At 53.7% G+C, this 22,757-nt stretch carries 21 protein-coding genes; 13 read left to right on the forward strand and 8 right to left on the reverse strand.

The genetic code is table 11. The annotated features are described in order from the left end of the window. Position 1 precedes the first annotated feature (1 nt). From DS878_RS04400 to nadB, 5 genes are all read right to left on the reverse strand, one after another. A complete protein-coding gene (locus tag DS878_RS04400) occupies positions 2–835 on the reverse strand; it encodes an HDOD domain-containing protein (protein WP_113814773.1) in 834 nt (277 codons plus the stop codon). Between the two features lie 120 nt (positions 836–955). Beyond that, positions 956–1,966 (reverse strand): YgfZ/GcvT domain-containing protein, encoded by a 1,011-nt coding sequence (locus DS878_RS04405; protein ID WP_113814774.1) that lies wholly within the window; start codon positions 1,964–1,966, stop codon positions 956–958. Between the two features lie 21 nt (positions 1,967–1,987). Next, positions 1,988–2,449, reverse strand: a complete 462-nt coding sequence (locus tag DS878_RS04410) for a hypothetical protein (protein WP_113814775.1) — start codon at positions 2,447–2,449, stop codon at positions 1,988–1,990. Next, positions 2,433–2,705: a succinate dehydrogenase assembly factor 2 gene (locus tag DS878_RS04415; RefSeq protein ID WP_113814776.1), complete on the reverse strand. Its 273-nt coding sequence runs from the start codon at positions 2,703–2,705 to the stop codon at positions 2,433–2,435. The genes DS878_RS04410 and DS878_RS04415 overlap by 17 nt, the downstream gene beginning before the upstream one ends. Before the next feature lie 35 nt (positions 2,706–2,740). Beyond that, complete coding sequence (gene nadB / locus DS878_RS04420) at positions 2,741–4,345, reverse strand: L-aspartate oxidase (RefSeq protein WP_187298738.1); 1,605 nt, start codon at positions 4,343–4,345, stop codon at positions 2,741–2,743. Between the two features lie 201 nt (positions 4,346–4,546). On the opposite strand from nadB, the gene rpoE reads away from it, so the two are divergent. The 13 genes from rpoE (at position 4,547) to pdxJ (ending at position 17,863) form a co-directional block, all read left to right on the forward strand. Further along, a complete protein-coding gene (gene rpoE, locus DS878_RS04425; protein ID WP_261977596.1) occupies positions 4,547–5,164 on the forward strand; it encodes an RNA polymerase sigma factor RpoE in 618 nt (205 codons plus the stop codon). Between the two features lie 15 nt (positions 5,165–5,179). Next, entirely contained in the window at positions 5,180–5,764 is a 585-nt protein-coding gene (locus DS878_RS04430; RefSeq protein ID WP_113814779.1) for a sigma-E factor negative regulatory protein, read from the forward strand. A gap of 21 nt (positions 5,765–5,785) precedes the next feature. After that, the gene (locus DS878_RS04435) at positions 5,786–6,829 is read left to right on the forward strand and encodes a MucB/RseB C-terminal domain-containing protein (protein ID WP_410003454.1); all 1,044 of its coding nucleotides are present in this window, start codon (positions 5,786–5,788) and stop codon (positions 6,827–6,829) included. Next, entirely contained in the window at positions 6,826–7,293 is a 468-nt protein-coding gene (locus DS878_RS04440) for a SoxR reducing system RseC family protein (RefSeq protein WP_113814780.1), read from the forward strand. The genes DS878_RS04435 and DS878_RS04440 overlap by 4 nt, the downstream gene beginning before the upstream one ends. Before the next feature lie 96 nt (positions 7,294–7,389). Then, positions 7,390–8,787 carry a DegQ family serine endoprotease gene (locus DS878_RS04445; protein WP_261977597.1) on the forward strand — a complete coding sequence of 466 codons (1,398 nt, stop codon included), beginning with the start codon at positions 7,390–7,392 and terminating at the stop codon, positions 8,785–8,787. A 139-nt stretch (positions 8,788–8,926) separates the two neighbouring features. Then, positions 8,927–11,650, forward strand: coding sequence for an EAL domain-containing protein (locus DS878_RS04450; RefSeq protein WP_261977587.1), 2,724 nt, complete (start codon positions 8,927–8,929; stop codon positions 11,648–11,650). A gap of 112 nt (positions 11,651–11,762) precedes the next feature. Beyond that, on the forward strand, positions 11,763–13,565 hold the full coding sequence (lepA, locus tag DS878_RS04455) for a translation elongation factor 4 (protein ID WP_113814869.1): 1,803 nt from the start codon (positions 11,763–11,765) through the stop codon (positions 13,563–13,565). A gap of 11 nt (positions 13,566–13,576) precedes the next feature. After that, on the forward strand, positions 13,577–14,356 hold the full coding sequence (lepB, locus tag DS878_RS04460; RefSeq protein ID WP_113814781.1) for a signal peptidase I: 780 nt from the start codon (positions 13,577–13,579) through the stop codon (positions 14,354–14,356). 27 nt (positions 14,357–14,383) lie between these two features. After that, entirely contained in the window at positions 14,384–14,773 is a 390-nt protein-coding gene (locus tag DS878_RS04465) for a DUF4845 domain-containing protein (RefSeq protein ID WP_113814782.1), read from the forward strand. Beyond that, a complete protein-coding gene (gene rnc / locus DS878_RS04470) occupies positions 14,770–15,459 on the forward strand; it encodes a ribonuclease III (RefSeq protein ID WP_113814783.1) in 690 nt (229 codons plus the stop codon). Before DS878_RS04465 ends, rnc begins: the two co-directional genes overlap by 4 nt. Beyond that, complete coding sequence (era, locus tag DS878_RS04475; protein WP_113814784.1) at positions 15,459–16,376, forward strand: GTPase Era; 918 nt, start codon at positions 15,459–15,461, stop codon at positions 16,374–16,376. Before rnc ends, era begins: the two co-directional genes overlap by 1 nt. 28 nt (positions 16,377–16,404) lie before the next feature. Next, positions 16,405–17,121, forward strand: coding sequence for a DNA repair protein RecO (gene recO, locus DS878_RS04480; RefSeq protein WP_113814870.1), 717 nt, complete (start codon positions 16,405–16,407; stop codon positions 17,119–17,121). Between the two features lies 1 nt (position 17,122). Continuing rightward, positions 17,123–17,863 carry a pyridoxine 5'-phosphate synthase gene (gene pdxJ / locus DS878_RS04485; protein ID WP_113814785.1) on the forward strand — a complete coding sequence of 247 codons (741 nt, stop codon included), beginning with the start codon at positions 17,123–17,125 and terminating at the stop codon, positions 17,861–17,863. 29 nt (positions 17,864–17,892) lie between these two features. Here the strand turns inward: pdxJ and DS878_RS04490 are convergent, their stop codons facing one another. From DS878_RS04490 to DS878_RS04500, 3 genes are all read right to left on the reverse strand, one after another. After that, positions 17,893–20,769 carry an ATP-binding protein gene (locus tag DS878_RS04490; RefSeq protein ID WP_113814786.1) on the reverse strand — a complete coding sequence of 959 codons (2,877 nt, stop codon included), beginning with the start codon at positions 20,767–20,769 and terminating at the stop codon, positions 17,893–17,895. 216 nt (positions 20,770–20,985) lie between these two features. Next, positions 20,986–21,861: a carbohydrate ABC transporter permease gene (locus tag DS878_RS04495; protein WP_222837437.1), complete on the reverse strand. Its 876-nt coding sequence runs from the start codon at positions 21,859–21,861 to the stop codon at positions 20,986–20,988. An 11-nt stretch (positions 21,862–21,872) separates the two neighbouring features. Beyond that, positions 21,873–22,751 (reverse strand): carbohydrate ABC transporter permease, encoded by an 879-nt coding sequence (locus tag DS878_RS04500; protein WP_113814787.1) that lies wholly within the window; start codon positions 22,749–22,751, stop codon positions 21,873–21,875. Between the last annotated feature and the right edge of the window lie 6 nt (positions 22,752–22,757).

Raw genomic sequence — 22,757 nt, forward strand, 5'->3', positions numbered from 1 at the left:
CTTATTGCAGCAGGGCCATTGCAGCTTCCATCTCTGCGTTCAGGTCTTCTTCTTCGCTCATATCAATATTGGGGTCGAGACCAAGGCGATCAAAAGCCGAGATTGCAGACCAGTCCATTTCAGTCCAGGGATGCTGAGAGCCGGCAACCAACTGAAGGTTGGCCACCATAACCAGATCAGCATAGTCGGCTGAAGGCTGTTTTCTCAGGAAGTCAGCGTATTCCAGAGGGACATTCTGCAGGTGTTTCGGGAAATCCCACCTTTTCAGAATGGCTGCACCGATTCGCGGGTGCAGATGTTCAATGACTTTGTCGAGCATGTCACTGCTGATCTGCACATCCTCGTCTTCTACGTAACGCAGTATGGGCAGCACGCCTATCAGGTGCACCAGACCGGCGAGCGTCGCCTGGTCGGGCTTCAGTTTCGTGTAATGCTGGGCAAGAACATGGCATATGCCGGCTACTTCGGTGCTGGTTTGCCATGTTGCACGCAGGCGCTTGTCGATCATGTCAGAGGTTGCCTGAAACATCTGCTGCATTGCCAGGCCCATGGCCAGGCTGCTGGTGTAGGTCATGCCAAGACGACTTACTGCCATGTTCAGGTTTTCTATGGCACGGTTTCCCCGAAAAAGAGGGCTGTTGCAAACGCGGATAATGCGAGCTGAAAGCGCTGTATCGTTGCTGATAACCTTGACCAGATCGCCAATGGTTGAGTCTTCCGACTCAGCAATCTCGCGTACCTGAAGCGCTGCTTCTGGCAGGGTGGGGAGTATCAGTTTGTCGTTTTCGATCGCGGCAGTGAGATCTGCTTTGATGGTTTCAGCAATGTTCGACATAGTTCGGTACGGATCCGCTTGGCAGTTCGGGGGCGCTGCATTACTGCGCGGGTCTGACACCCCGAGGGTCATGATTATGAATTCTATTTATAGCAAATTCTGTCAGAGTTGGGTGTCAACTTATGTATCATTATTTGCGCTATTTTCTCGCTCAGTAACTCTGTAAGGCAATGGTTCCAGTTGTAAAGGGGAATCTGGCTGGCCGCTTGCTGTTAACTTGCCATCGACAGCGTCATGACGGACGACCGCAAGCAGTTCGCAGGAGCCGTTGTTGAAACCGACGGCGTTGACGACTTCTCCCACTGATTGCTCTCCCTTGATTATAGGTGTTCCCGGTGCCGGCACGGAACCAATGCAGTCACTGTGAAAACGGAACAGGCTCTTTTTGAGCTGCCCGAGAAAGTGCATTCGGGCTATCACCTCCTGACCAGTGTAGCAGCCTTTTTTGAAGTGTATGCCGCCAAGGTGTTGCCAGTTGAGCATCTGGGGTACATAGGATTCGCTGGTTGCCATGCTCAGCATGGCAACCCCTGCGGCAATTTCGGAGGCCTGCCAGTCTGCGAGGGTTTTCTCCGGAATAGCTTCTAGCTCAAGATCCTTTGCACTGGTTTGCCACAATTCATAGCGGGGCAGTCCGGCTACTGTGCTTTCTGTGCGGATTAGGAAGCCTGAGTCCAGTACCATTGTGTCTCCTGGGGACTTCAGTTCGTCCAGCCTGCCCCCGGCAAGGCCTGATGCCGCTTCATTGCCCAGAAGTCCTGTGATGCGCCCCTCCATCAACGGTGCCATGGAGGTGCCGCGGAACAGCATGATGTATTTGCGCAGATGGGTTATGACCGCATCTGCCAGTTCGGCGGGCAGGTCCATCAGAACGTCATCGCCATCACGTACCAGGCGTGTGAGGCAGTACGCCCGGCCTTTGGGGGTTGCACCTGCAGCGCGCGGTGATGAGCCTGCTTTGACGTCGTCAAGGCTCTGACTAAGCTGCCCCTGGAGGAATTTGTCGGTACCCGGGCCAGAGACTCGGATAAGAATACGGTTGGTGAGCAGAACGTAACCCGAAGCCGGTGGTGGAAACTCGGCTGATGAATAAACAGGCGTGGCTGAAACAGGTGTTTCTGTACCAGTCATGAGACAACTCCGGGCAGAGGGCTATTCAAATGAATGCTGAGTGCGGCCCAGTCGGAGCCACAATCTCAGTCGACGAAACTGATCTTCGGATACGTTACCGGTAATCCGTTTCCCGGAGAGTAACACAACCGGGTATGTTGAATATCTGGATGTAAGGGGGCGCAGTTTCAAGAGTGCGGCGTTAGCGCATATACGGCTTGACGTGCTGGCGCTTACGGCCACAGTTTGCCCATTGCCAAGGCGCGCATAGAGTGCGCCCTGTTTCTGGTACAGGCCCAGAATGGCCGACGGGCCTTTCAGTAATCCATTCAGCCTGTACTGGAATATCGCCCCTGTTAAGGTTAAGGGGGCCAGTGCATACATCCAGTTGTGGCCGGAAGCGCCGGCAACCAGCAGGAACAGGCTGGCAACTACCCAGGGTGCAGCGGCCAGGCAGCCGACCCTGGCACAGCGTGACAGTTCCAGATCAATCTGGCTGGACACGGGTAAGAATAATGTCCACGATGCGTCGGAGATCTGGATCATCAGGCTGACCGCGCTGCATGAACCACTCGAACATATCGGTATCTTCACAGGTCAGCAGCTTTTTGTAGCGTTCCTGGTCTTCCTTGTCCAAATCCCGGTAGGCTTCTTCCAGAAATGGAATCAGCAGGACGTCGAGTTCCAGCATGCCGCGGCGGCTATGCCACCAGAGGCGGTTGAAATCCGAGTTATCCGGTAGGGGTTGGGTATCTGGCATAGTTGCTCTCTTGTTTACGCTTTTAGCCCGTCTCTTTAGGGAGAAGGGGTTCTGTAAGTTGTGGGTACCAGTACAGTATCACGGGCTTCGGGAAGCAGTCCCGGATAATCCAGAGTGTAGTGAAGGCCCCGGCTTTCCTTGCGTTGCATCGCAGCACAGATGATAAGGTCGGAGACGGTGACCAGATTCCGGAGTTCCAGAAGATCGTTGGTTACCCTGTAGTTACTGTAAAAGTCGCCGATTTCCCGGGACAGCAGATCCACCCGGTGTTTGGCTCTCTGCAGGCGTTTCGTGGTGCGAACTATGCCCACGTAGTCCCACATGAAGTGACGCAGTTCGTCCCAGTTGTGGGAGATCACAACGTCTTCGTCCGAGTCTCGTACCTGGCTTTCGTCCCATGCAGGAGCTTCAGGCGGCCTCGGGATGTCTGCTTCCCTGCGTGTAATGTCGGCGGCAGCTGCCCGGCCATACACCAGGCATTCAAGTAATGAGTTGCTGGCCATGCGGTTGGCACCGTGAAGGCCTGTAAACGCAGCTTCACCTACAACATAAAGCTGGTTGATGTCTGTTCGTGCCCGTTGATCACTGACAATGCCGCCGCAGGTATAATGGGCTGCCGGCACTACTGGAATGGGGTCCCGGGTAATGTCGATGCCAAATTCAAGGCATTTCTCGTAAATGGTCGGGAAGTGATGCCGGATGAAATCTGCCGGTTTATGGCTTATATCCAGATACAGATGATCTGCGCCCAGTCGTTTCATCTCGTGGTCTATGGCGCGGGCCACTATATCCCGGGGAGCCAGTTCTCCGCGCTTGTCAAAGCTGTCCATGAACCGGGAGCCGTCCGGCAGTTTCAGCAATCCTCCTTCTCCCCGGACTGCTTCGGAAATCAGGAACGATTTGGCGTGAGGGTGGTACAGACACGTAGGGTGGAACTGATTGAACTCCATGTTGGCAACGCGGCAGCCAGCACGCCAGGCCATGGCAATTCCGTCACCGGAGGCGCCGTCCGGATTCGTAGTATAGCGGTATGCTTTGGAGGCCCCGCCGGTGGCAATGACTGTGAAGCGTGCCTGGAACAGCTCCACATGGTTATCTTCGAGATTCAGTATATAGGCGCCAACGCACCGGTTGCCTGGTAGTGCAAGCTTGCGGTTGGTTATCAGATCCACCGCCACTCGCCCTGACATGAGCTCAATGTTGGGGCGGGCTTGCGCCTGTGCGGTCAGTGTTGTGGACACTGCATGCCCGGTTGCATCAGCGGCATGGATGATGCGCCGATGGCTGTGGCCGCCTTCTCGGGTAAGGTGAAGCTGAGCGTCTGTGTCCCTGGTAAAGTCAACACCAGTGTTGATGAGCCACTCTATGCTCTCTTTGCTGTGTTCCACAGTGAAGCGCACGGCGTCTTCATGGCACAGGCCTCCCCCAGCCGTGAGGGTGTCCTGCACATGGTTTTCGGTGGAATCCTGGTCATCCAGAACTGTGGCGATACCGCCTTGAGCCCAGAGAGTGGCACCGCTGCTGATGGCTGCTTTACTGACAACGCACACCTTCAGGTGTTGCGGAAGGTTCAGTGCAACGGTCAGGCCGGCAGCGCCGCTACCGATAATAAGAACATCGTATTCATAGGATTGTGGCATCGGGTCGTTATCGCGGGCCATAATGTAGAGGTGTATTGAACTAAACTTTACGCTTGCTGTCTATTTCGGCTGATGGATGACCTGCCTTAAAGGCTGAGTCGTCATTTCCATAAAGGGGGCCGGACAGTGAGTATGAACCACCAGAAACTCGTATCGGCCGGTAAGCTGGCCATGAAATTCGAGCGTACCGGCATATCGTCCATGGCACCCGATAACGACCAGAAACAGGCTGAGCAACCAGATAGCCAGACAGATCTGCAACTTGTTCGCAAAGTCCGGAACGGGGATCGCGCCGCGTTTGATCTTCTGGTGGTTAAATATCAGTCAAGAGTCGCTTCTATCATCGGTCGGTATGTCTACGATAGCCAGGAAGTCATGGATCTTACCCAGGAAACGTTTATCAAAGCCTATCGCGCCATAGACCGCTTTCGTGGTGATAGTGCTTTTTATACCTGGCTTTATCGTATTGCGGTGAATACAGCTAAAAATCACCTCGAGTCCCGTAATCGCAGGCCTCAGGGTAGTGCCGACTCGGCAGATGCCGAGAATTTTGATGGTGGGCGGCGGTTGCGCGATATTGCCTCGCCCGAGCGTCTGCTTCAGCGTGACCAGTTGCAGGCCGAGTTGAGTAACGCTATCGCCAGCCTGCCAGAGGAGCTGCGGTCGGCATTTCTGCTAAGGGAATATGATGGGCTTAGTTATGAAGACATTGCGCGGATTCTGGAATGTCCCATCGGGACAGTGCGTTCGCGTATTTTTCGGGCCCGGGATGCCGTTGACAGGTATCTTGGGCCTCTGCTCAATCATTCTGTTACCTAATTGAGGGTGCACCCTATGGATGATCGTCTCAGAGAAACATTGTCTGCCATGATGGATGACGAAGCCGATGAGCTTTCGGTCCGGCGCCTGCTGTCCCATGAGGATCAGGATGACATCCGTGCTCAGTGGCAGCGGTGGCAGGGTATTCACGACTTGATGCACCGTGGCCAGGCACCGGCTGAGGGTGTTGATGTAAGTGCGGCTGTTCGTGCCGAACTGGATGGTCGTGGTAGGTCAAAAACTCTGGTTTCATCACCGGGTCGTGAGGCGCCGCGGCGCTGGCAATGGCCTGCGGTAGCCATGGTTGCCGTGGCATTGGTCATAGGGTTTGGTGCTGGTGCTGGCTGGGATGGCGGGGGAGCGTCTCCCGAGTCTCTGGCCTCAGCCTCTGTAACGAAACGGCCCGGAGCTGAATCAGGAAGTTCCGTAACTACTGATGAAAATGCGCCGGTTCAGGAAGTTGCCTTGCAGGGGCTTGATGATGAGCAGTGGGAGTACATGAGCCGATACCTGCTGGAGCATGCTCAGCATAACAGTGTAGGCGCAGGGCAGGGCTCGGTGGGCTATGCCCGCCTCGTCAGCGCTAATGACGGTTACTGATATCAAGTAATGAGGGTGTTCATGAGCAAAGTCCGGTATTTCGGCCTGAGTCCGGTAGATCTGTCATTGCGCTGGCTCCTCGCATTGTTGCTGTTGATGGTCATGTCCGCATCTGCGGTTGCTGGCGATAAATCAGCTGTCTATTGGCTTGAACGGCTGGGGCCCGCCCTTAATATGACCTCCTATCGTGGCGTATTTGTATATGCCCGGGGTTCCAGTGTGCATTCCATGCAGATTGCCCACAGATATCACAATGGCATTGTGGAAGAGCGCCTGGTGTTGCAGGACGGAGGCAGTGGGGAGATTGTCCGCAGGGGTATGAACGTGGTCTGTGTGCTTCCGGAACAGGGCAGGGTAAAGCTTGACCAGATTATTCCTTCAGGTCCCTTTGCAGAAGCGTTTACCAGTCAGCTTACTCCCCTGAGTCGCTGGTACAGTGCCGAACTCAAGGGAGAAGACCGTATTGCCGGATATGATGTGGTTGCAGTTGCGCTCACAGCCAAAGACCAGAATCGATACAGTCACCGTTTGTGGCTGGAAAAATCTACCGGTCTTCTGGTAAAAAGCCACGTGCGTTCATCCGGCGGCGAGGTGTTGGAGCATTTTCAGTTCACCAGCCTTGAGATTACGGACGACATTGCTGACAGCGAGTTTGAGGTTCGCACCGAGGGGCGTGAAATATCACGTACTCTGAACGAGTCAGGCCAGTACTCAGATTCGCAGGATAAATATCGGAAAACACCGCGCATGCAGGGGTGGAGTCTCACCTGGCGCCCGGAAGGTTTTGAGCCAGCTGCTGCACCGGTTTCAGGCCGGGGGCAGGCGGTTGCTTTTTCTGACGGGCTGGCGGCCTTCTCTGTATTTGTCGAGTCCGCAGGGCGGGTCAATATGCCTACGGGTGCCTCTCGTGTTGGCGCGACAACTATTTACATGCGTAACCTGCATAGCGAAAACCGCGTATTCCGGGTAACTGTTGTGGGTGAAATACCTCCAGTGACAGCTCGCCAGGTCGCCGATTCAGTGCAGGTAGGTAAAGCTTTTGCTCTGGGAGCCGGTGATCTGTGATTACCGAAACCGGAAAAGTCGTTGCTGTTACTGGTGAGCACGCCTGGGTTCAGACAATTCGTACCAGTGCCTGCCAGAGCTGCGCCGCACGTAATGGCTGCGGGCAGAAGGTGCTGGCTTCGGCCTCCGGTGGCAGGGCCAATCAGGTTCTGGTTGTTAATTCAGTGAATGCCAGGGTTGGCGAAGAAGTGACGCTTGGTATTGATGAAGGTGCACTTCTTGGCGCTTCGTTACTGGTATATGCACTTCCTTTGCTGCTTATGGTGGTTGCCAGTGTGCTCGGGCACTACCTGTCCGGCGGCAGTGATTTTGCGGCTATGTCGGGAGCTGTTGCAGGTCTTGCCTCAGGCTTTCTGGCAAGTCGACAAATACAGTGCCGGAATACCGGCAACTATGAGCCGATGCTGCTTCGGGTTAACCGTATTCCGGCCGGAGTGGTTTCTCCTCCAGACTCGTTAACATGATATTCAGGGGATTCTGACATGCTGAGAACGACAACAGCGATTACCCGGTTTTCCCCGGCATCACTCACTCAGAGGGTGCCGGCTTATTTGCTGCTGATGCTGGTCGCTATTCTGATAACGACCTGGAGTCAGTCTGGGTTCGCCCGGGGGTTGCCTGATTTTACCGACCTGGTTGAGGAAAACGCAGATGCGGTGGTGAACATCAGTACCACCAGCAACCCCAGTACCGGGAATACACGTTTTCAAGGTCTGCCTTTTGATGAGCGGCAGCTCGACCAGTTGCCTGAGTTTTTTCAGGATTTCTTCCGTGGCTACCAGTCTCCCTTTGGCGGATCGCCAGGCAACGCTCAGCCGCGACGCTCCATGGGGTCGGGCTTTATTGTGTCAGCTGACGGTTATGTGTTGACCAATAATCATGTGGTTGAAGGCGCTGATGAGATTATCGTACGGCTCAATGATCGCCGTGAACTGCCGGCAACTCTGGTTGGTACAGACCCCCGATCGGACATGGCCGTTTTGAAAATCGAGAACGGGGATGATTTGCCTGTTGTGAAGACCGGCAGTTCCAAAAATCTAAAAGTTGGTGAGTGGGTGTTCGCGATAGGCTCACCTTTTGGTTTTGACTACACGGTTACGGCAGGCATTGTCAGTGCGCTGGGCCGTTCACTGCCCTCAGAAAACTATGTGCCGTTTATTCAGACGGATGTTGCAATTAACCCGGGGAACTCCGGTGGCCCGCTGTTCAATCTTGACGGTGAAGTTATTGGTATCAATTCGCAGATTTACACTCGTTCCGGTGGTTTTATGGGGGTTTCGTTTGCGATCCCTATTGATGATGCCATGAGTGTATTTCGCCAGATCCGCGACAAGGGTGTTGTTTCCCGTGGCTGGCTGGGTGTGCTGATCCAGGAAGTGAACCGTGATCTGGCGGAGTCGTTCGGGTTAAAACGTCCGAGAGGTGCACTGATTGCCGAAGTAATGGCCGGTTCGCCGGCTGAGGCTGGTGGTCTGCAGTCTGGTGATATCGTTCTTGAATACGATGGCGATGACATTCAGCTCTCGTCAGACCTGCCACCCATGGTAGGTCGCACGCCAGTAGGCGAGACCGCCCGTCTTACAGTTCTTCGGGGTGGAAAGGAAATTACGCTGGATGTGGAAATCGGCCAGCTTCCGGATGAAAGTGTAGCTCAGCAAGCGCCTGCATCTGGTGGGGGCTCATCAACAGCGCCGTTGGGCTTGTCAGTTGAGCCTCTGCCGGCGGATCTGGCTGACTCTATAGGTGTATCCGGTGGCGTTGTGGTGACCGGTGTCAGCAGAGGCCCGGCCTATAACGCGGGCATCCGTGAACGGGATGTGATCACCGAAATCAACAGGAAAGCTGTGTCGTCGGTTGAGGACTTCCGGAGTGTTGTGAGAACACTGCCGGAAGGGCGGGCAGTCTCTGTTCGTGTAGTGCGTCAGGGCAGGGCTATCTATCTGGTAATGAAACCCTGATTGTAGCTATCTGAAAAGGCAGAGTATTGTTGCAAAAGGCCCTTGGGTGTGATGTTAAGAACGACAGACCCGGGGGCTTTTGCTATACTGCTCCGCTCCGAAAGAACAAGAGCTGCCACGGACCGGACCACGCCAGATTATGATCAGAAAGGACCTCCCCCTCCTGCAACTTCTGAAGCTTCGTAATTCCTGGATTGCATGGTTGCTTCTGGTCGTGGCTATCGCCGTAACAATCCTGTTGTGGCAGTTTTCCATCCGGATGGTAGAAGACCGCACCGAAGCCCGGTTCCGTACCCAGTCGCTGCAACTGAAAACTGCCATCGAGGAGCGGCTGCTCAATTATGAGCAGGTTCTGGCAGGCAGTGCCGGTCTATTTGCAGTCGCGGGTAAGGTTTCCCGTGATCAGTGGCGGGAATACGTTCACAAAGTCGACATTAACCGTTATTACCCTGGCATCCAGGGCATCGGATACGTTGAACGTATCGGTGTTCGTGATATGGCCGATCACATTGCTTCTGTGCGGGCTGAAGGTGTTCATAACTACCAGGTAAAGCCGCTGGGAAGCGGTCCTTTCTATTACCCCATGGTGTATCTGGAACCGGGAACGGAAAGTAACCGGAAAGCAATGGGTTATGATGCATTCAGTGATCCTGTTCACCGCAAGGCGATGGAGCGCTCGCGTGATGATGCACTACCAACGGTAACGGCTAAAGTGGTTCTGGTTCAGGAAGCACTGGAAGAGGGGCAGGCCAGCTTTCTTATGTATTACCCTGTTTATCAGGGAGGGGTCGTGCCGGATATCCGGGCCGAGCGTCGAATGATGCTGGCAGGCTTCGTGTTCAGTGCGTTTCGTATGAACAACCTCCTTGATGGCATCGTAGGCCTGATTTCACCGTTTCTTGATGTCCGCATCTACGATAATGGCTTGGTAGCCCGCGAGAACCTGATGTATGGCTCGAATCTCGGCTCGCTGGATAATGAGTTCAGTTTCGAAATGAGCCAGACGGTTAGCCATGGTGGCCGCGACTGGTTGTTACAGACGCGGTCCACTCCGGCCTTCGATTATTTGTCGTCGGATCCCCGTCCATCGATCGTGCTTGGAAGTGGTATTGTCATAAGTCTTTTGCTTTTCGCTGTAGCGCTGGTGCTGATTCATTCCCGCCTTATGGCACAGATTGGGGCCGGGCGATACCGTGCTATCACTGAGGGTGCCGCTAACGTTACGGTGGTTATGGATGAAGGCGGTACGCCGCTTTATGCCAGTCCGTCCAGCTATGACATCCTGGGATTTGATCCGGATGAAGTTCAGGGGCTTACGCTAGAGAGCCTTGTGCATGAAGATGATTGGCCCATGTTGCGACAGGGCTTTGATGCGGCAATCGAAGCGCCAGGCAAACAGATGCCTGTTATTCCGGCGCGGATCTGCGATGCATCCGACAACTGGCGTGATATGGAAGGCACCTATACGTCCATGCTTACAGTGCCTGGCGTTAACGGTGTAGTGCTGAGCCTGCGTGATCTGACTCAATTGAAAGCGGCTCAGTCCGAGTTGCACCGCCTTGCGTTCTACGACCCTCTCACTGGACTGGCAAACCGTCAGTTATTCCGTGACCGTCTCGATAATGTGGTGCGGCGGAGTCGCAGAAGCGGAGAGCCGGCAGCTTTGATGTTCCTGGATCTTGACGGGTTCAAGCGTATTAACGATACGCTTGGTCATGATGCCGGTGACGAACTCCTGTGTCAGGTGGCGCAATGGCTTGAATCCTGTGTGCGGGAAGAAGATTCTGTAGCAAGGCTTGGTGGCGATGAGTTTGTTGTGTTGCTGTCGCAAGTCAGTGGTACCGATGCTGCTTCCAGGGTTGCGGAAACCATTTTGCGCAGATTGTGCCAGCGTATTCGTCTGGGTGACCATGAAGTGGGTATTACGGTCAGTATCGGTATCACCATGATTCCTGACGATAGCGAAGATCCCGGTGCTTTGATGAAATATGCGGATCTGGCTATGTATCGAGCCAAGGAAATGGGGCGTAATACCTACCAGTTCTTCACTCCTGCCATGAATATCAAAGCTGCACGCCGCCTCCTGCAGCAGGAAGAGCTCGCCACCGCCCTTGATGGCGAACGTTTTGTGCTGCACTACCAGCCAAAGGTGGACCTGATTACTGAACGGGTAATCGGGGTTGAGGCTTTCCTCCGTTGGCATCACCCTGAAAAAGGGCTGGTATCTGCGCAACAATTTATTGGCCTGGCCGAAGAGACCGGGCTCATTGTGCGTCTCGGTGAAATGGCATTGCGGCAGGCCTGTATTCAGGTTCAGGCTCTGGAAAGAGCTGGCTTCGAAACCCTGAAAATGGCGGTCAATCTGTCGGTAAGACAAATCACTGACTCCCACTTTCTCGATATGGTCCGGCAGGTAATTACCGAGACAGGTGTTTCACCAGAGAAGCTGGAACTGGAAATGCCGGTTGAGCTGTTGAATGAAGATCCCCGCATGTTGCGTGAGCTTCTAGTATCGCTCAATGATCTTGGTGTCTGCCTGATCCTCGACGATTTCGGAGCCGGATCCTGCTCCCTTGTTGCTTTGCAGCAGCTTCCGCTTGATGTTATTAAAATCGACCACCGGTTTATTCGTGATATCCCATACAATGTCAGTGCGACGGATGTGGCATCTGCGGTGATTGCGCTGGCTCAGAAACTCCACCTGACAGTTGTGGCTGAGGGGGTGGAGACGCCGCAGCAGCTGAGTTTCCTGAAGACCGCAGGGTGCACCCAGTGCCAGGGCAACCTGTTCAGCTACGCGCTGGACGAAGACGCGCTGATTGGTTTTCTTATCCGGCAGTACGAACGCTCGCTTATTTCCTGATCATGGCAATGGCGGCCGGTTACCGGTAAAATCACGCCGGTCCCGGATCCCGGCAGTTTTTAGTGGCACCTCCGGACTCAATCCTTCGTATTATTATGAGTATTCATTGTCTGTGACTGAACTGAGCCGAATCCGTAATTTCTCGATTATCGCCCACATTGACCATGGAAAATCCACGCTTGCGGACCGTTTTATCCAGGTTTGCGGAGGCCTGACCAATAGGGAAATGGCTGAACAGGTTCTGGATTCGATGGATCTGGAACGGGAGCGGGGCATCACCATCAAGGCCCAGAGCGTTACGCTTCACTATACTGCGCGGGATGGTCAGGTATATAAGCTGAACTTTATTGATACGCCAGGCCACGTGGATTTCTCCTATGAAGTGTCGCGCTCACTCTATGCCTGTGAAGGTGCGCTGCTGGTTGTGGATGCTGGTCAGGGTGTGGAAGCCCAGTCTGTAGCCAACTGCTATACCGCGATTGAGCAAGGCCTGGAAGTGGTCCCGGTTCTGAACAAAATGGATTTGCCTCAGGCTGAACCTGAGCGGGTTGCTGCGGAAATCGAAGATATTATTGGTATTGATGCTACGGATGCCGTGCGATGCTCCGCCAAGAGCGGTTTAGGTGTTGAAGATGTTCTGGAAGACCTCATTCAGAAGATCCCTCCACCTCAGGGTGACCGTTCTGCGCCGCTGCAGGCACTGATTATTGATTCGTGGTTCGATAATTATCTGGGTGTTGTCTCTCTTGTCCGGGTTACTCAGGGCATTATGAAAAAAGGCGACAAGATCGTAATCAAATCCACGGGTAAAGCCTGGAGTGCGGACAAAGTGGGGATTTTTAACCCCAAGCCATACGATACAGACATCCTGGAAGCCGGTGATGTTGGTTTTGTAGTTGCCGGTATCAAGGACATACACGGCGCCCCGGTCGGTGACACTATTGTGCATCACAAATTTGCTGCGGAAACGCCGATGCTGCCGGGGTTCAAGAAGGTTCAGCCACAGGTTTATGCCGGTCTGTTTCCTGTCAGCGCTGATGACTACAACGATTTCCGGGACGCGCTGGAAAAGCTGACGCTGAACGATGCGTCACTGTTTTACGAGCCGGAAAGTTCTGACGCCCTGGGCTTCGGGTTCCGTTGTGGTTTCCTGGGCATGCTGCACATGGAAATCATTCAGGAGCGGTTGGAACGTGAATACGATATCAATCTGATTACCACGGCTCCGACGGTTATATATGAAGTTCTGAATCGCCAGGGCGAGACTTTGTCGGTGGACAGCCCTTCAAAGTTGCCGGATATTGGCTCCATTGAGGAAATGCGCGAGCCGATTGTCGAAGCAAACATACTGGTTCCCCAGGAACACCTGGGAAATGTGATTGCTTTGTGTGAAGAGAAGCGCGGAATTCAGAAAAATATGCATTTTACGACCAATCAGGTTCAGTTGACCTATGAACTGCCGATGGCAGAGGTGGTTCTGGACTTCTTTGATCGTATCAAGTCGGCCAGTCGCGGGTTTGCCTCACTGGATTACCACTTTGTTCGTTTTCAGCAAGCGAACCTTGTGCGCCTTGATGTGCTTATCAATGGTGAACGCGTAGACGCACTGGCGCTGATTGTGCATAAAGAGCAGGCGATGTACAAAGGTCGTCAGCTTGTAGAGAAAATGAAAGAACTGATTCCCCGGCAGATGTTTGACATTGCAATCCAGGCCGCCATTGGAAGCCAGATTGTGTCGAGAGTCAGTGTCAAGGCGCTGCGCAAAAACGTAACTGCAAAATGTTACGGCGGAGATGTCAGTCGTAAGAAAAAGCTGCTCCAGAAGCAGAAGGAAGGCAAGAAGCGCATGAAGCAGCTGGGTAATGTCGAGGTGCCTCAGGAAGCGTTTCTTGCCGTATTGAAAGTCGATAATTAAAAGGCATCTGGATGGATATTGATTTTCCACTGGTTCTGGTCGTTCTGACGTTCGTGTCAGGGTTTGTCTGGCTGGCAGATATACTGTTCTGGCGTAAGCGTCGCGAGGCGGCGTCCACTGAGGACGCGACTCATGATGAGGAGGAGCCGAAAGAGCCCTATCTGGTCGATCTGAGCCGTTCATTTTTCCCGGTGCTGGCGATTGTTCTGGTACTCAGGTCGTTCCTGGTAGAACCTTTCCAGATTCCTTCAGGTTCCATGTTGCCAACTCTCGAAGTAGGCGATTTTATTCTGGTCAACAAGTATGCCTATGGCCTGCGTTTGCCGGTTGCCGGAACCAAGGTCCTGGAAATCGGGGATCCTGAAAGAGGCGATGTAATGGTATTTCGTTATCCCAAGGACGGCGAAACCAACTACATCAAGCGCGTGATTGGCCTTCCCGGGGATACGGTGCGCTATCGTGACAAACAGCTGTTTATCAATGGACAGCAGATTGACAGCGAGTTTGTTGTGCGGTTGCCTCCGGTAGAAGTGCGCAGGGAAGATCTTGGAACGGTGGAACATGACATTTTCCTGACCATGGGGCGTCCTGGCACCGCAGGTGAAGGTGAATGGCAGGTGCCGGAAGGGCACTACTTTGTCATGGGCGACAACCGTGACAACAGTAACGATAGCCGGTACTGGGGTACGGTTCCGGATGATCTGGTTGTGGGTAAGGCCTTTGCGATCTGGATGCACTGGAAATCCTTTACCAGTCTGCCATCCTTCAAACGTGTGGGCAGCATTGAATAATTCTGACTATTCTGGAGTTCAGTTGTAATGAAAAAAAATAATCTATCTGCCATGAGCCGTCAGGGTGGTGCTTCGGCGCTGGTTATTCTGGTCATGGTGTTGTTTTTTGGTAGTTTGTTGACGCTGGTTATCAAAATTGGGCCTGCGTACATGGACGACCTGACCATTCAGGAGGCTCTGGAAGGTCTGGATGGTACTGAGGGGTTGTCCCGTATGGGTCCGGCCCAGATCCGTACGCTGATGAACAAGCGACTGAGCGTAAATAATATCCGGGGTTTTGATGCCAAGGATATTACGGTCGAAAAAGACGGTGAGCTGGTCGTAATCAATGTGGATTATGAAGTGCGTAACAACATCTTCCGCAATGTGGATACCGTTGTTCACTTCCAGCACAGATACGAGATGAAGGGCAAGTGAGTTCACAGCCGGACCTTGATCAGTTACAGCGCTGTCTCGGCTATCAGTTCAAGTCGCCCGAGCGGCTTTTGCTGGCGCTTACCCATCGGAGTTATGGCAACCAGAATAACGAGCGACTGGAATTTCTCGGCGACTCCATTGTCAATATGGTTATTGCTGAGTATCTGTTCCTGAACTTCGAGAAGGCCCGGGAAGGCCAGTTGAGCCGTTTGCGGGCCCGAATGGTCAAGGGCGTTACTCTGGCCGAGATTGGTCGCGAATTCCAGTTAGGCAGCTATTTGCGCCTGGGTTCTGGGGAGCTGAAAAGCGGTGGTTTCCGCCGTGAATCCATTCTTGCAGATGCGGTGGAATCGATTATCGGTGCCATCTATCTCGACAGCGATTTTGACACCTGCCGAGAACAGATACTGCGCTGGTTTGAGGGCAGGCTGAAACAGCTGGACCTTCAGGATACCCAGAAAGATCCCAAGACCCGTTTGCAGGAGTATCTTCAGTCCCGACAGTTTCCCTTGCCCAGATACGAAGTTATTTCTGTGGACGGTGAAGCTCATAATCAGACGTTTCACGTGTCCTGTGTCTTGTCTTCCCTGGGCCGGACAACCAATGGCATCGGCAGCAGTCGTCGCGTGGCAGAACAGGAAGCGGCACGCAGTGCGCTGAAACAACTCGGCGTGGAGACACCCTGATGAACGACATTACCCGTCCTGAGAATCCCGATAGCCGTTGTGGCTTTGTAGCCATTGTTGGTCGTCCCAATGTTGGCAAGTCGACGTTACTGAATCATATTCTGGGCCAGAAGCTCAGCATTACATCCCGCAAGCCACAAACCACGCGCCACCAGGTTCTGGGCATCAAAACCCTGGGCCCGGTGCAGGCCGTTTATGTGGACACGCCTGGCATGCACCAGGAAGAGCCCAGAGCAATAAACCGGTATATGAACAAGGCCGCCACTTCTGCTTTGATTGACGTGGATGTAGTGGTGTTTGTGGTTGATCAGACTGCCTGGACTACCGCTGATGAAATGGTGCTGGAAAAGCTGAGTAAACTCACGTGTCCGGTTATTCTGGCTATAAACAAAGTAGACCGGATTGAAAAAAGGGAAAACCTGCTGCCGCATCTGGATATGCTTTCCAGAAAGCGCGAATTTGCCGAAATTATTCCCATATCTGCTTTGCAGGAAACCAACCTGAAGCCTCTGGAGGAAGCGGTTGGCCGTTTCCTGCCTGAAAGCGTCCACTTCTATCCCGACGATCAGATAACAGACCGAAGCGAGCGCTTTCTGGCGTCAGAAATGGTGCGAGAGAAAATTACCCGCCAGCTCGGGGCGGAGTTGCCATACTCCGTTGCGGTAGAAATTGAAGAATTTAAACGCGACGGCAAAACCCTGCATATATCTGCATTGATCCTTGTGGAACGTGAGGGTCAGAAGAAAATCATGATCGGCGACAAAGGTGAGAGGCTGCGTAGCATAGGTCAGGACGCCAGAGCTGATATGGAGCGTATGTTTGATACGAAAGTCATGCTGAGACTGTGGGTAAAGGTGAAGCGCGGTTGGGCGGACAGTGACCGAGCGCTGAAAAGCCTGGGTATGAACGACCTCTGAGGCTGCTCCCGCCCCCTGAGGCACTATGATAAGAGAAGCGCAGCAGCAAGAACCCGCTTATGTGATACATAGGCGACCCTGGCGGGAAACCAGCCTGATAGTCGATCTTTTTACCCTCAATCACGGTCGTATGAGCGTGATTGCCAAAGGTGCCAGTAGCAGCAAGAGTCCACTGAAAGCCCAGCTTCAGCCTTTTCAGCCTCTGTTGTTGAGCTGGGTCGGGCGCGGCGACCTTAAAACTCTGACTCAGGTAGATGTCCGGGATGGCCCTGCATTGCGCAGCACCGTGTCTCTATATAGCGGGTTGTATCTGAATGAGCTTATACAACGGATATTGCCCCAGTCAGACCCCTATCCAACGTTGTTTGCGGCGTATATCGAGACTCTTGCATTGCTTGCTGATACGTCTGACGTGGAGCCGGTGTTGCGGAGGTTCGAGCAGGTTTTTTCTGCCGCCCTGGGTTACGACTTTGCCTGGGATCTTGCCACAGATACAGGACAGGCCATCCGTGCAACCCACACCTACTGCTACGATCCCGAGCAGGGTATTGTCGCTGGAGTCTCTGAGGGTGTGCGGCTGCAGAATCTGCCGGGCGAGGCCTTGCTTGCGCTTGCCGGGGGGGATTACGAGACGGCTGCAAGCCGACGGGTCTCAAAGCGGGTTATGCGCGTACTGACAGATTACCTGTTGCAGGGGCGCCCATTGAACAGCCGCAGTCTTTTCAGCCATCCCAAGGGAAAATGACATGAATCCTAGAGTATTGTTTGGTGTCAATATTGACCACATTGCCACATTACGTGAGGCCAGAGGGACGCGTTATCCCGATCCTGTTCAGGCCGCTCTTATGGCAGAGGAAGCCGGCGCTGACGGTATAACGGTTCACCCCAGGGAAGATCGGCGTCATATCCAGGATCGTGATGTATTGCTACTGAAAGAAGTGCTTCAGACGAAAATGAATCTTGAAATGGCGGTCACTGACTCCATGCTCGATTTCGCTGCGCGAGTCCTGCCTGAGTGCGTTTGCCTGGTTCCTGAAAAACGGGAAGAGCTGACGACCGAAGGTGGTCTGGATGTAGTGGGTCAGGAAGAGCGTGTTGCCAGCGCCTGTGAACGGTTGGCCAGGCTTGGTGCGGAAGTTTCCCTGTTTATTGACCCGGATCGAACTCAGATTGATGCTGCGGTGCGCTGTGGTGCCCCGGTTATCGAGCTCCATACAGGAGAGTATGCTGATGCTGTTGGTGCAGAAGCGGAAGATGCGGCATTCGGGGTTCTTGCCGATGCGGTGGCTTATGCGCGCCAGAAAGGGCTGATTGTGAACGCTGGCCACGGTCTGCACTATCACAACACTGAGCGGGTTGCAGCCATCCCCGGAATCAATGAGCTGAATATTGGACACGCTATTATTGCCAGAGCAGTATTCTGCGGTCTTAAAGAAGCGGTCAGGGACATGAAAACAATCCTTGAACGGGCTCGTGGCCAGGCGTGATCAATCCTGGCCAGGGTTTATGGGTATCTTCAACTGGTTTTGGCTTCTTGTTGGTGCTCCCGGAACATCTGCTGCCAGTCGGTCTGCTCGCTCCAGATCTGCAATCGCTCTATGGCAGAAATTAACTGGTTTTTTTGTAGCTCCAGATCAGGCGCTGAGCGTTTGAGAGCCGATTCCAGACGGTTTGCAGCAGAGCGTAGCTCCGGGACTCCGCAGTAACGGGTTGCGCCGTGTAGTTTGTGCACGCACTCCAGCAAACCTTCCAGGTTCTGTTCCCCCCAGAAGCGTTCAACTCTGTCGAGGTCAGCATGCAGTTGCTCCAGCAGCATGCTGAATAGCTCTTCTGCCAGATCTATCTTGCCTGCTGCAAGCTGGATGCTTTCAGGCACGCTTACACAGTCCTGCTGCATTTTCCGCATGGAGGGTCTCAGGGTCCGTCTTGTGTCCCGCACCTCCTGGACAGGAAACAGTTGAGCCTGATTGCTGGTTTGGCATTGATAACCTGTAAATTCCCGTATGCTTTCTGCCAGCTGCCCGCTGCTGATAGGCTTGGGGAGATAACCATCGAACCCCTGTCTTGTCAGTCGCTCCTGTTCGTCGGCCAGTGCATGTGCCGTAAGGGCAATGATCGTTGTTCTATGGTTGCTGTTGTCTAACTCACGAAGCCGGGAGGTTGTTTCCACACCATCCATGCCCGGCATCTGAAGGTCCATGAAGACCAGATCAAAAGATTTTTTCCGGGCTTTGCTCAAGGCCTCGAAGCCGGATGATGCGCCTTCTACATCTATCTTGTGATCCTGTAGCAGGGTCATGACAAGCTTCAGGTTAGCGTCGTTGTCATCGACAGCCAGCACTTTGGGTATATTGGCGGGAGCTGGCAGGAGGGTGGCGTGTTCCTGGCGCGAAATGCCCTGTCCAAATGTACTGATGCCATGCACCAGAAGAAGCAGTTCGTCGTAAAGCGCCTCTCGACATACGGGTTTGGTCAGGTGGCCGCTGGCCAGTCCCGATAGCGATGTGTCGTGGGTTTCAAGGGTAGGGGTCAGCAGCAGAGTGCGACAGTCGCGTTCAATTTCCAGGGTCCGCACCAGTCCACGGTACTGGTTAGAGTTGAGAAGATGCCGGGTGATTCCGATAATGGCTGCCGCATATCCCGACTGATTCTTCTGGGCTTCTGCAACCTTTTCCTGCATGGCGCCAGGAGACTCAACGCGATCCACTGTCAGGCCCCAGTTTCGCAGGAGATGTTCAACGGCAAGGCCGCAGGTTTTCTGGTGTTCCAGGTAGATAACCCGCTCACCTCGCAGAGAGTCCCTGGGTGCAATCGCTTCGCCTCCGGAAGACAGTTCCGTTGTCAGGGTAAACCAGAAGGTAGAGCCCTTCCCAAGCTCGCTCTGCAGGCCAATGTTTCCACCCATTTCTTCAACCAGGCGCTTGGAAATGGCGAGCCCGAGCCCAGTGCCGCCATATTGTCTGGCTGTTGAGGCGTCTGCCTGGCTGAATGCGTTGAACAGTGACTGTTGTTGCGCCCGGGACAGGCCCACACCGGAATCTGTAATGCTCAAACGCAATGTTACCCGATTGCTCTCCGGGTCCTCATCCTCAAGGCTTGCGCGCAGCACTACCTCTCCGGTCTGGGTAAATTTGATAGCGTTGTTTACCAGATTGGTAATTACCTGTTTGACCCGCAGAGGGTCACCCATAACGTTGTCAGGCACATCGTCATATACTATGGGGACGAGATCCAGGTTTTTGCTGTGAGCCGCTGGAGCCAGCATTACCATCACTTCTTCGACAATGTCTCTGAGCTGGAAAGGCACGCGATCAAGGATCAGTTTTCCGGCCTCAATCTTCGAGAAATCGAGGATGTCGTTAATAATGGTCAGAAGGATTTCTGATGACTTGCGTATTGTGCTCAGGTGATCTCTTTGCTGGCGGGGCAAGGGGCTTTTCAGCAACAACTCTGTGAAACCGATAATGCCGTTGAGCGGGGTCCGGATTTCATGAGACATGTTGGCCAGAAACTCGGATTTTATGCGACTGGCCTCCAGTGCCTCCTTACGCGCAAAATCCAGCTCGATATTCTGGATTTCAATGGTCTCCAGGGTTTCGCGCAGGTCTTCTGTTGCCTGGTCAATGTTCTGCTGCATTTCTGCCTGAGCCTTGCTCAGCTCTTCCGCCATCGCGTTCAGACCAGACTCCAGCTGCTCGAATTCAGGGCCGGCGCCGGTGTGAACCCGGGTGTAGAGCTTCCCTTCCTTGAGTCTTGCCACGGCTTCGTTCAGTTCGAATACAGGGCCGGTAAAGGCGCGGCTCAGACGAAGCGCTATCAGGAGGCTGAAAACGACTCCGCCAAGGACCAGTAAAAGAGAAATCAGCAACGCCTTGTATGTCTCTTTTTCTGTGCGCGTGTGAGACATCTCCACAGCCACCCACCCCAAAGGTTCTCGTTGCTGAGACGCAGACTGTCGGGCGTCCGGGTCGAGCATGGACTGGATCATCAGGTCTTGAAGGAAAACCGGCGTGACAAAGCGGGTGCTGGTTGTACGGGCTATGGTGCTTGCCTGTTCGCCGGCCAGTTCTTTGCTATCAAGATTGTCGGAGCTTCTGGGGCCTGTGTGCAGCAAGCGGCGGCGGTCAGCATCGAAGAAGGTAATTGAGCGCACATCCTGTTCTTCGAGCAAGGCGTTGGAAAGACTGCTCAACAGGCTACGGTTTGCGGTGAAAAGACCATATTCCGAGCCGGTAGCAAGCTGGCGAGACAAAGATTCCCCGCGGTCCCGCAGCAGACTTTCAATATTGGCAACCCAGCTATAGGTAAAAAACAGCCCCAGGATCAGGGTGGTGAGCAGAGTTGGTACCAGCGTTACCACCAGCACTTTTTTGCGAATGCCCCAGCGCCGCATATCAGATTCCTAAAAAAATATCCTAACACCGCATGTTGTTGCGGATTACATCCTTGTGATGATAGATCATTTGGCAGCAGATGACTTTGATCTCAGCGTCGATTGCTGAGAAATCAGGCGAAATTGAGAGGTGAGAACGTTAAGGTCTACCGGGCGAACCCTGCACTGTATCTTACAGGGCCCCGGTATATACGCCCATTAACTTGGGGAAAGGAGTTATCCCTTAACGGCGCCCATGGTCAGGCCGCGCACGATGTGTTTCTGCAGCAGGAATACTGCAATCATGACCGGCACCAACGACAGTGTGCCAACAATAGCCATGGGGCCCCAGCGCACGCCCTGGGTAGTGATTAGTTCGGGCACCGCCACAGGCAGGGTTTTGACCTGCTGACCACCGAGCATGAAGGCGAACATGAATTCATTCCAGGCGAAGATGAAGCACAGCATGCCCGTTGCCACGATGGCTGAGCGCAACAACGGTAATACCACGCGAAGGAATACTGCAAAGCGGCTATGCCCTTCGAGAATAGCCACTTCCTCCAGTGCCACTGGCAAGTCTCTACAGAAACTGCTCATGACCCAAATGTAGAATGATAGATTGAAAGTAAGGTACGCCAACGTCAGCCCGAAATAGGTATCGATCAGACCAATGCTGGAAAAGATCATGTAGAACGGAATCACCATGCAGATCGGGGGCGCCATGCGCGTTGCCAGTACGAACAGAAACAGGTCATCGCGAAAACGCAGTTTGAAGCGGGCAAATGCATAGGCCGCCGGCGTGCCCAGTAGTACGACCAGGAAGGTACTGATGGATGCCAGCGCGAAGGAAGTCCCGAGGTAGCCGATGAAGCCATTTTCAATGACATATCGAAAATGCACCAACGTTGGTTCGAACAGCCACTCAGTCGGGCGAGCAAACATTGCGGAATCCGGACGAAACATGAAACTACCAACCCAGAGTACCGGAAATAGCACGATGAAAGCGATCGCGACCAGTACCAGAGTCCAGACCACCGAGACGCGTTCCTGTCTGGAAATGCGCTTGATCGGCCCCTGAGTAGCTGCCGGTGAGGACATAGCAGGTTGATTCATTTGGACAGCTCCTAGAAGGCGTTCAGTTTTTTCTTGGCAACGTGGTAGAACAGTGAACAAAGTATAAAAAATCCAATCCACACCAGCACGGCAAAGGCCGCAGACTCGCCAATACGCCATTGCTCGAAGCTCATGCGATAGGCAAGCAGACTTGGCACTTCGGTAGAGGTGCCAGGCCCGCCCGCTGTCAGGGTGTAGATGGTATCGAAAACCTTGAAGGCATCGATGAAGCGCAGCATGCCGATCACCACCATCAGAGGTGCCATTAATGGCAGTGTCAGGCGGATGAACATCTGCAAAGGTGTTGCGCCATCTACAGCTGCGGCCCGATAAGGGCTGACAGGCAGCGCCTGCAGGCCAGCGAAGAAGGCCAGCATCATGAAGGGCGTCCATTGCCAGACGTCTACCAGTGCCAATGCGATCAGAGCATAGTCTGGTGAAGAAAATACCGAGCTACCTTGCAGAAAACCAAAGCGCTCAACGATATTGTAAGACAGCAAACCCCAGGAGCCGGCGAACATCACTTTCCACAGAAGGCCGACAACGATCGGAGCCATCATCGTAGGGATGAATAGTAAAGGGAGTATGACGCTGCGCCCCCAGACTCGCTTGTTAAGCAGTAACGCTCCGCCTAGTCCCAGAATAAACTGTAGGGGGAAGGCGATCAGAATGAACTTGGCAGCAACCCAAAGGCTGTTCCAGGTACGCTCATCCTGCATCAACTTGCTATAGTTCGCCCAGCCGGCAAAATCACCGATACGCCCGAAGTTGATCTGGTGGAAGCTCAGGAACATGGCGAACAGGAACGGTACCAGGCTAACCACTACCAGCACCAAAAAAGCCGGTGCCAGTAGTGCGTATGGGTACCATCGGTTTTCCAATGGTTTCATGATGGT

Source organism: Marinobacter sp. F3R11 (assembly GCF_003318275.1).
In the GTDB taxonomy this organism is placed as follows: Bacteria; Pseudomonadota; Gammaproteobacteria; order Pseudomonadales; family Oleiphilaceae; genus Marinobacter.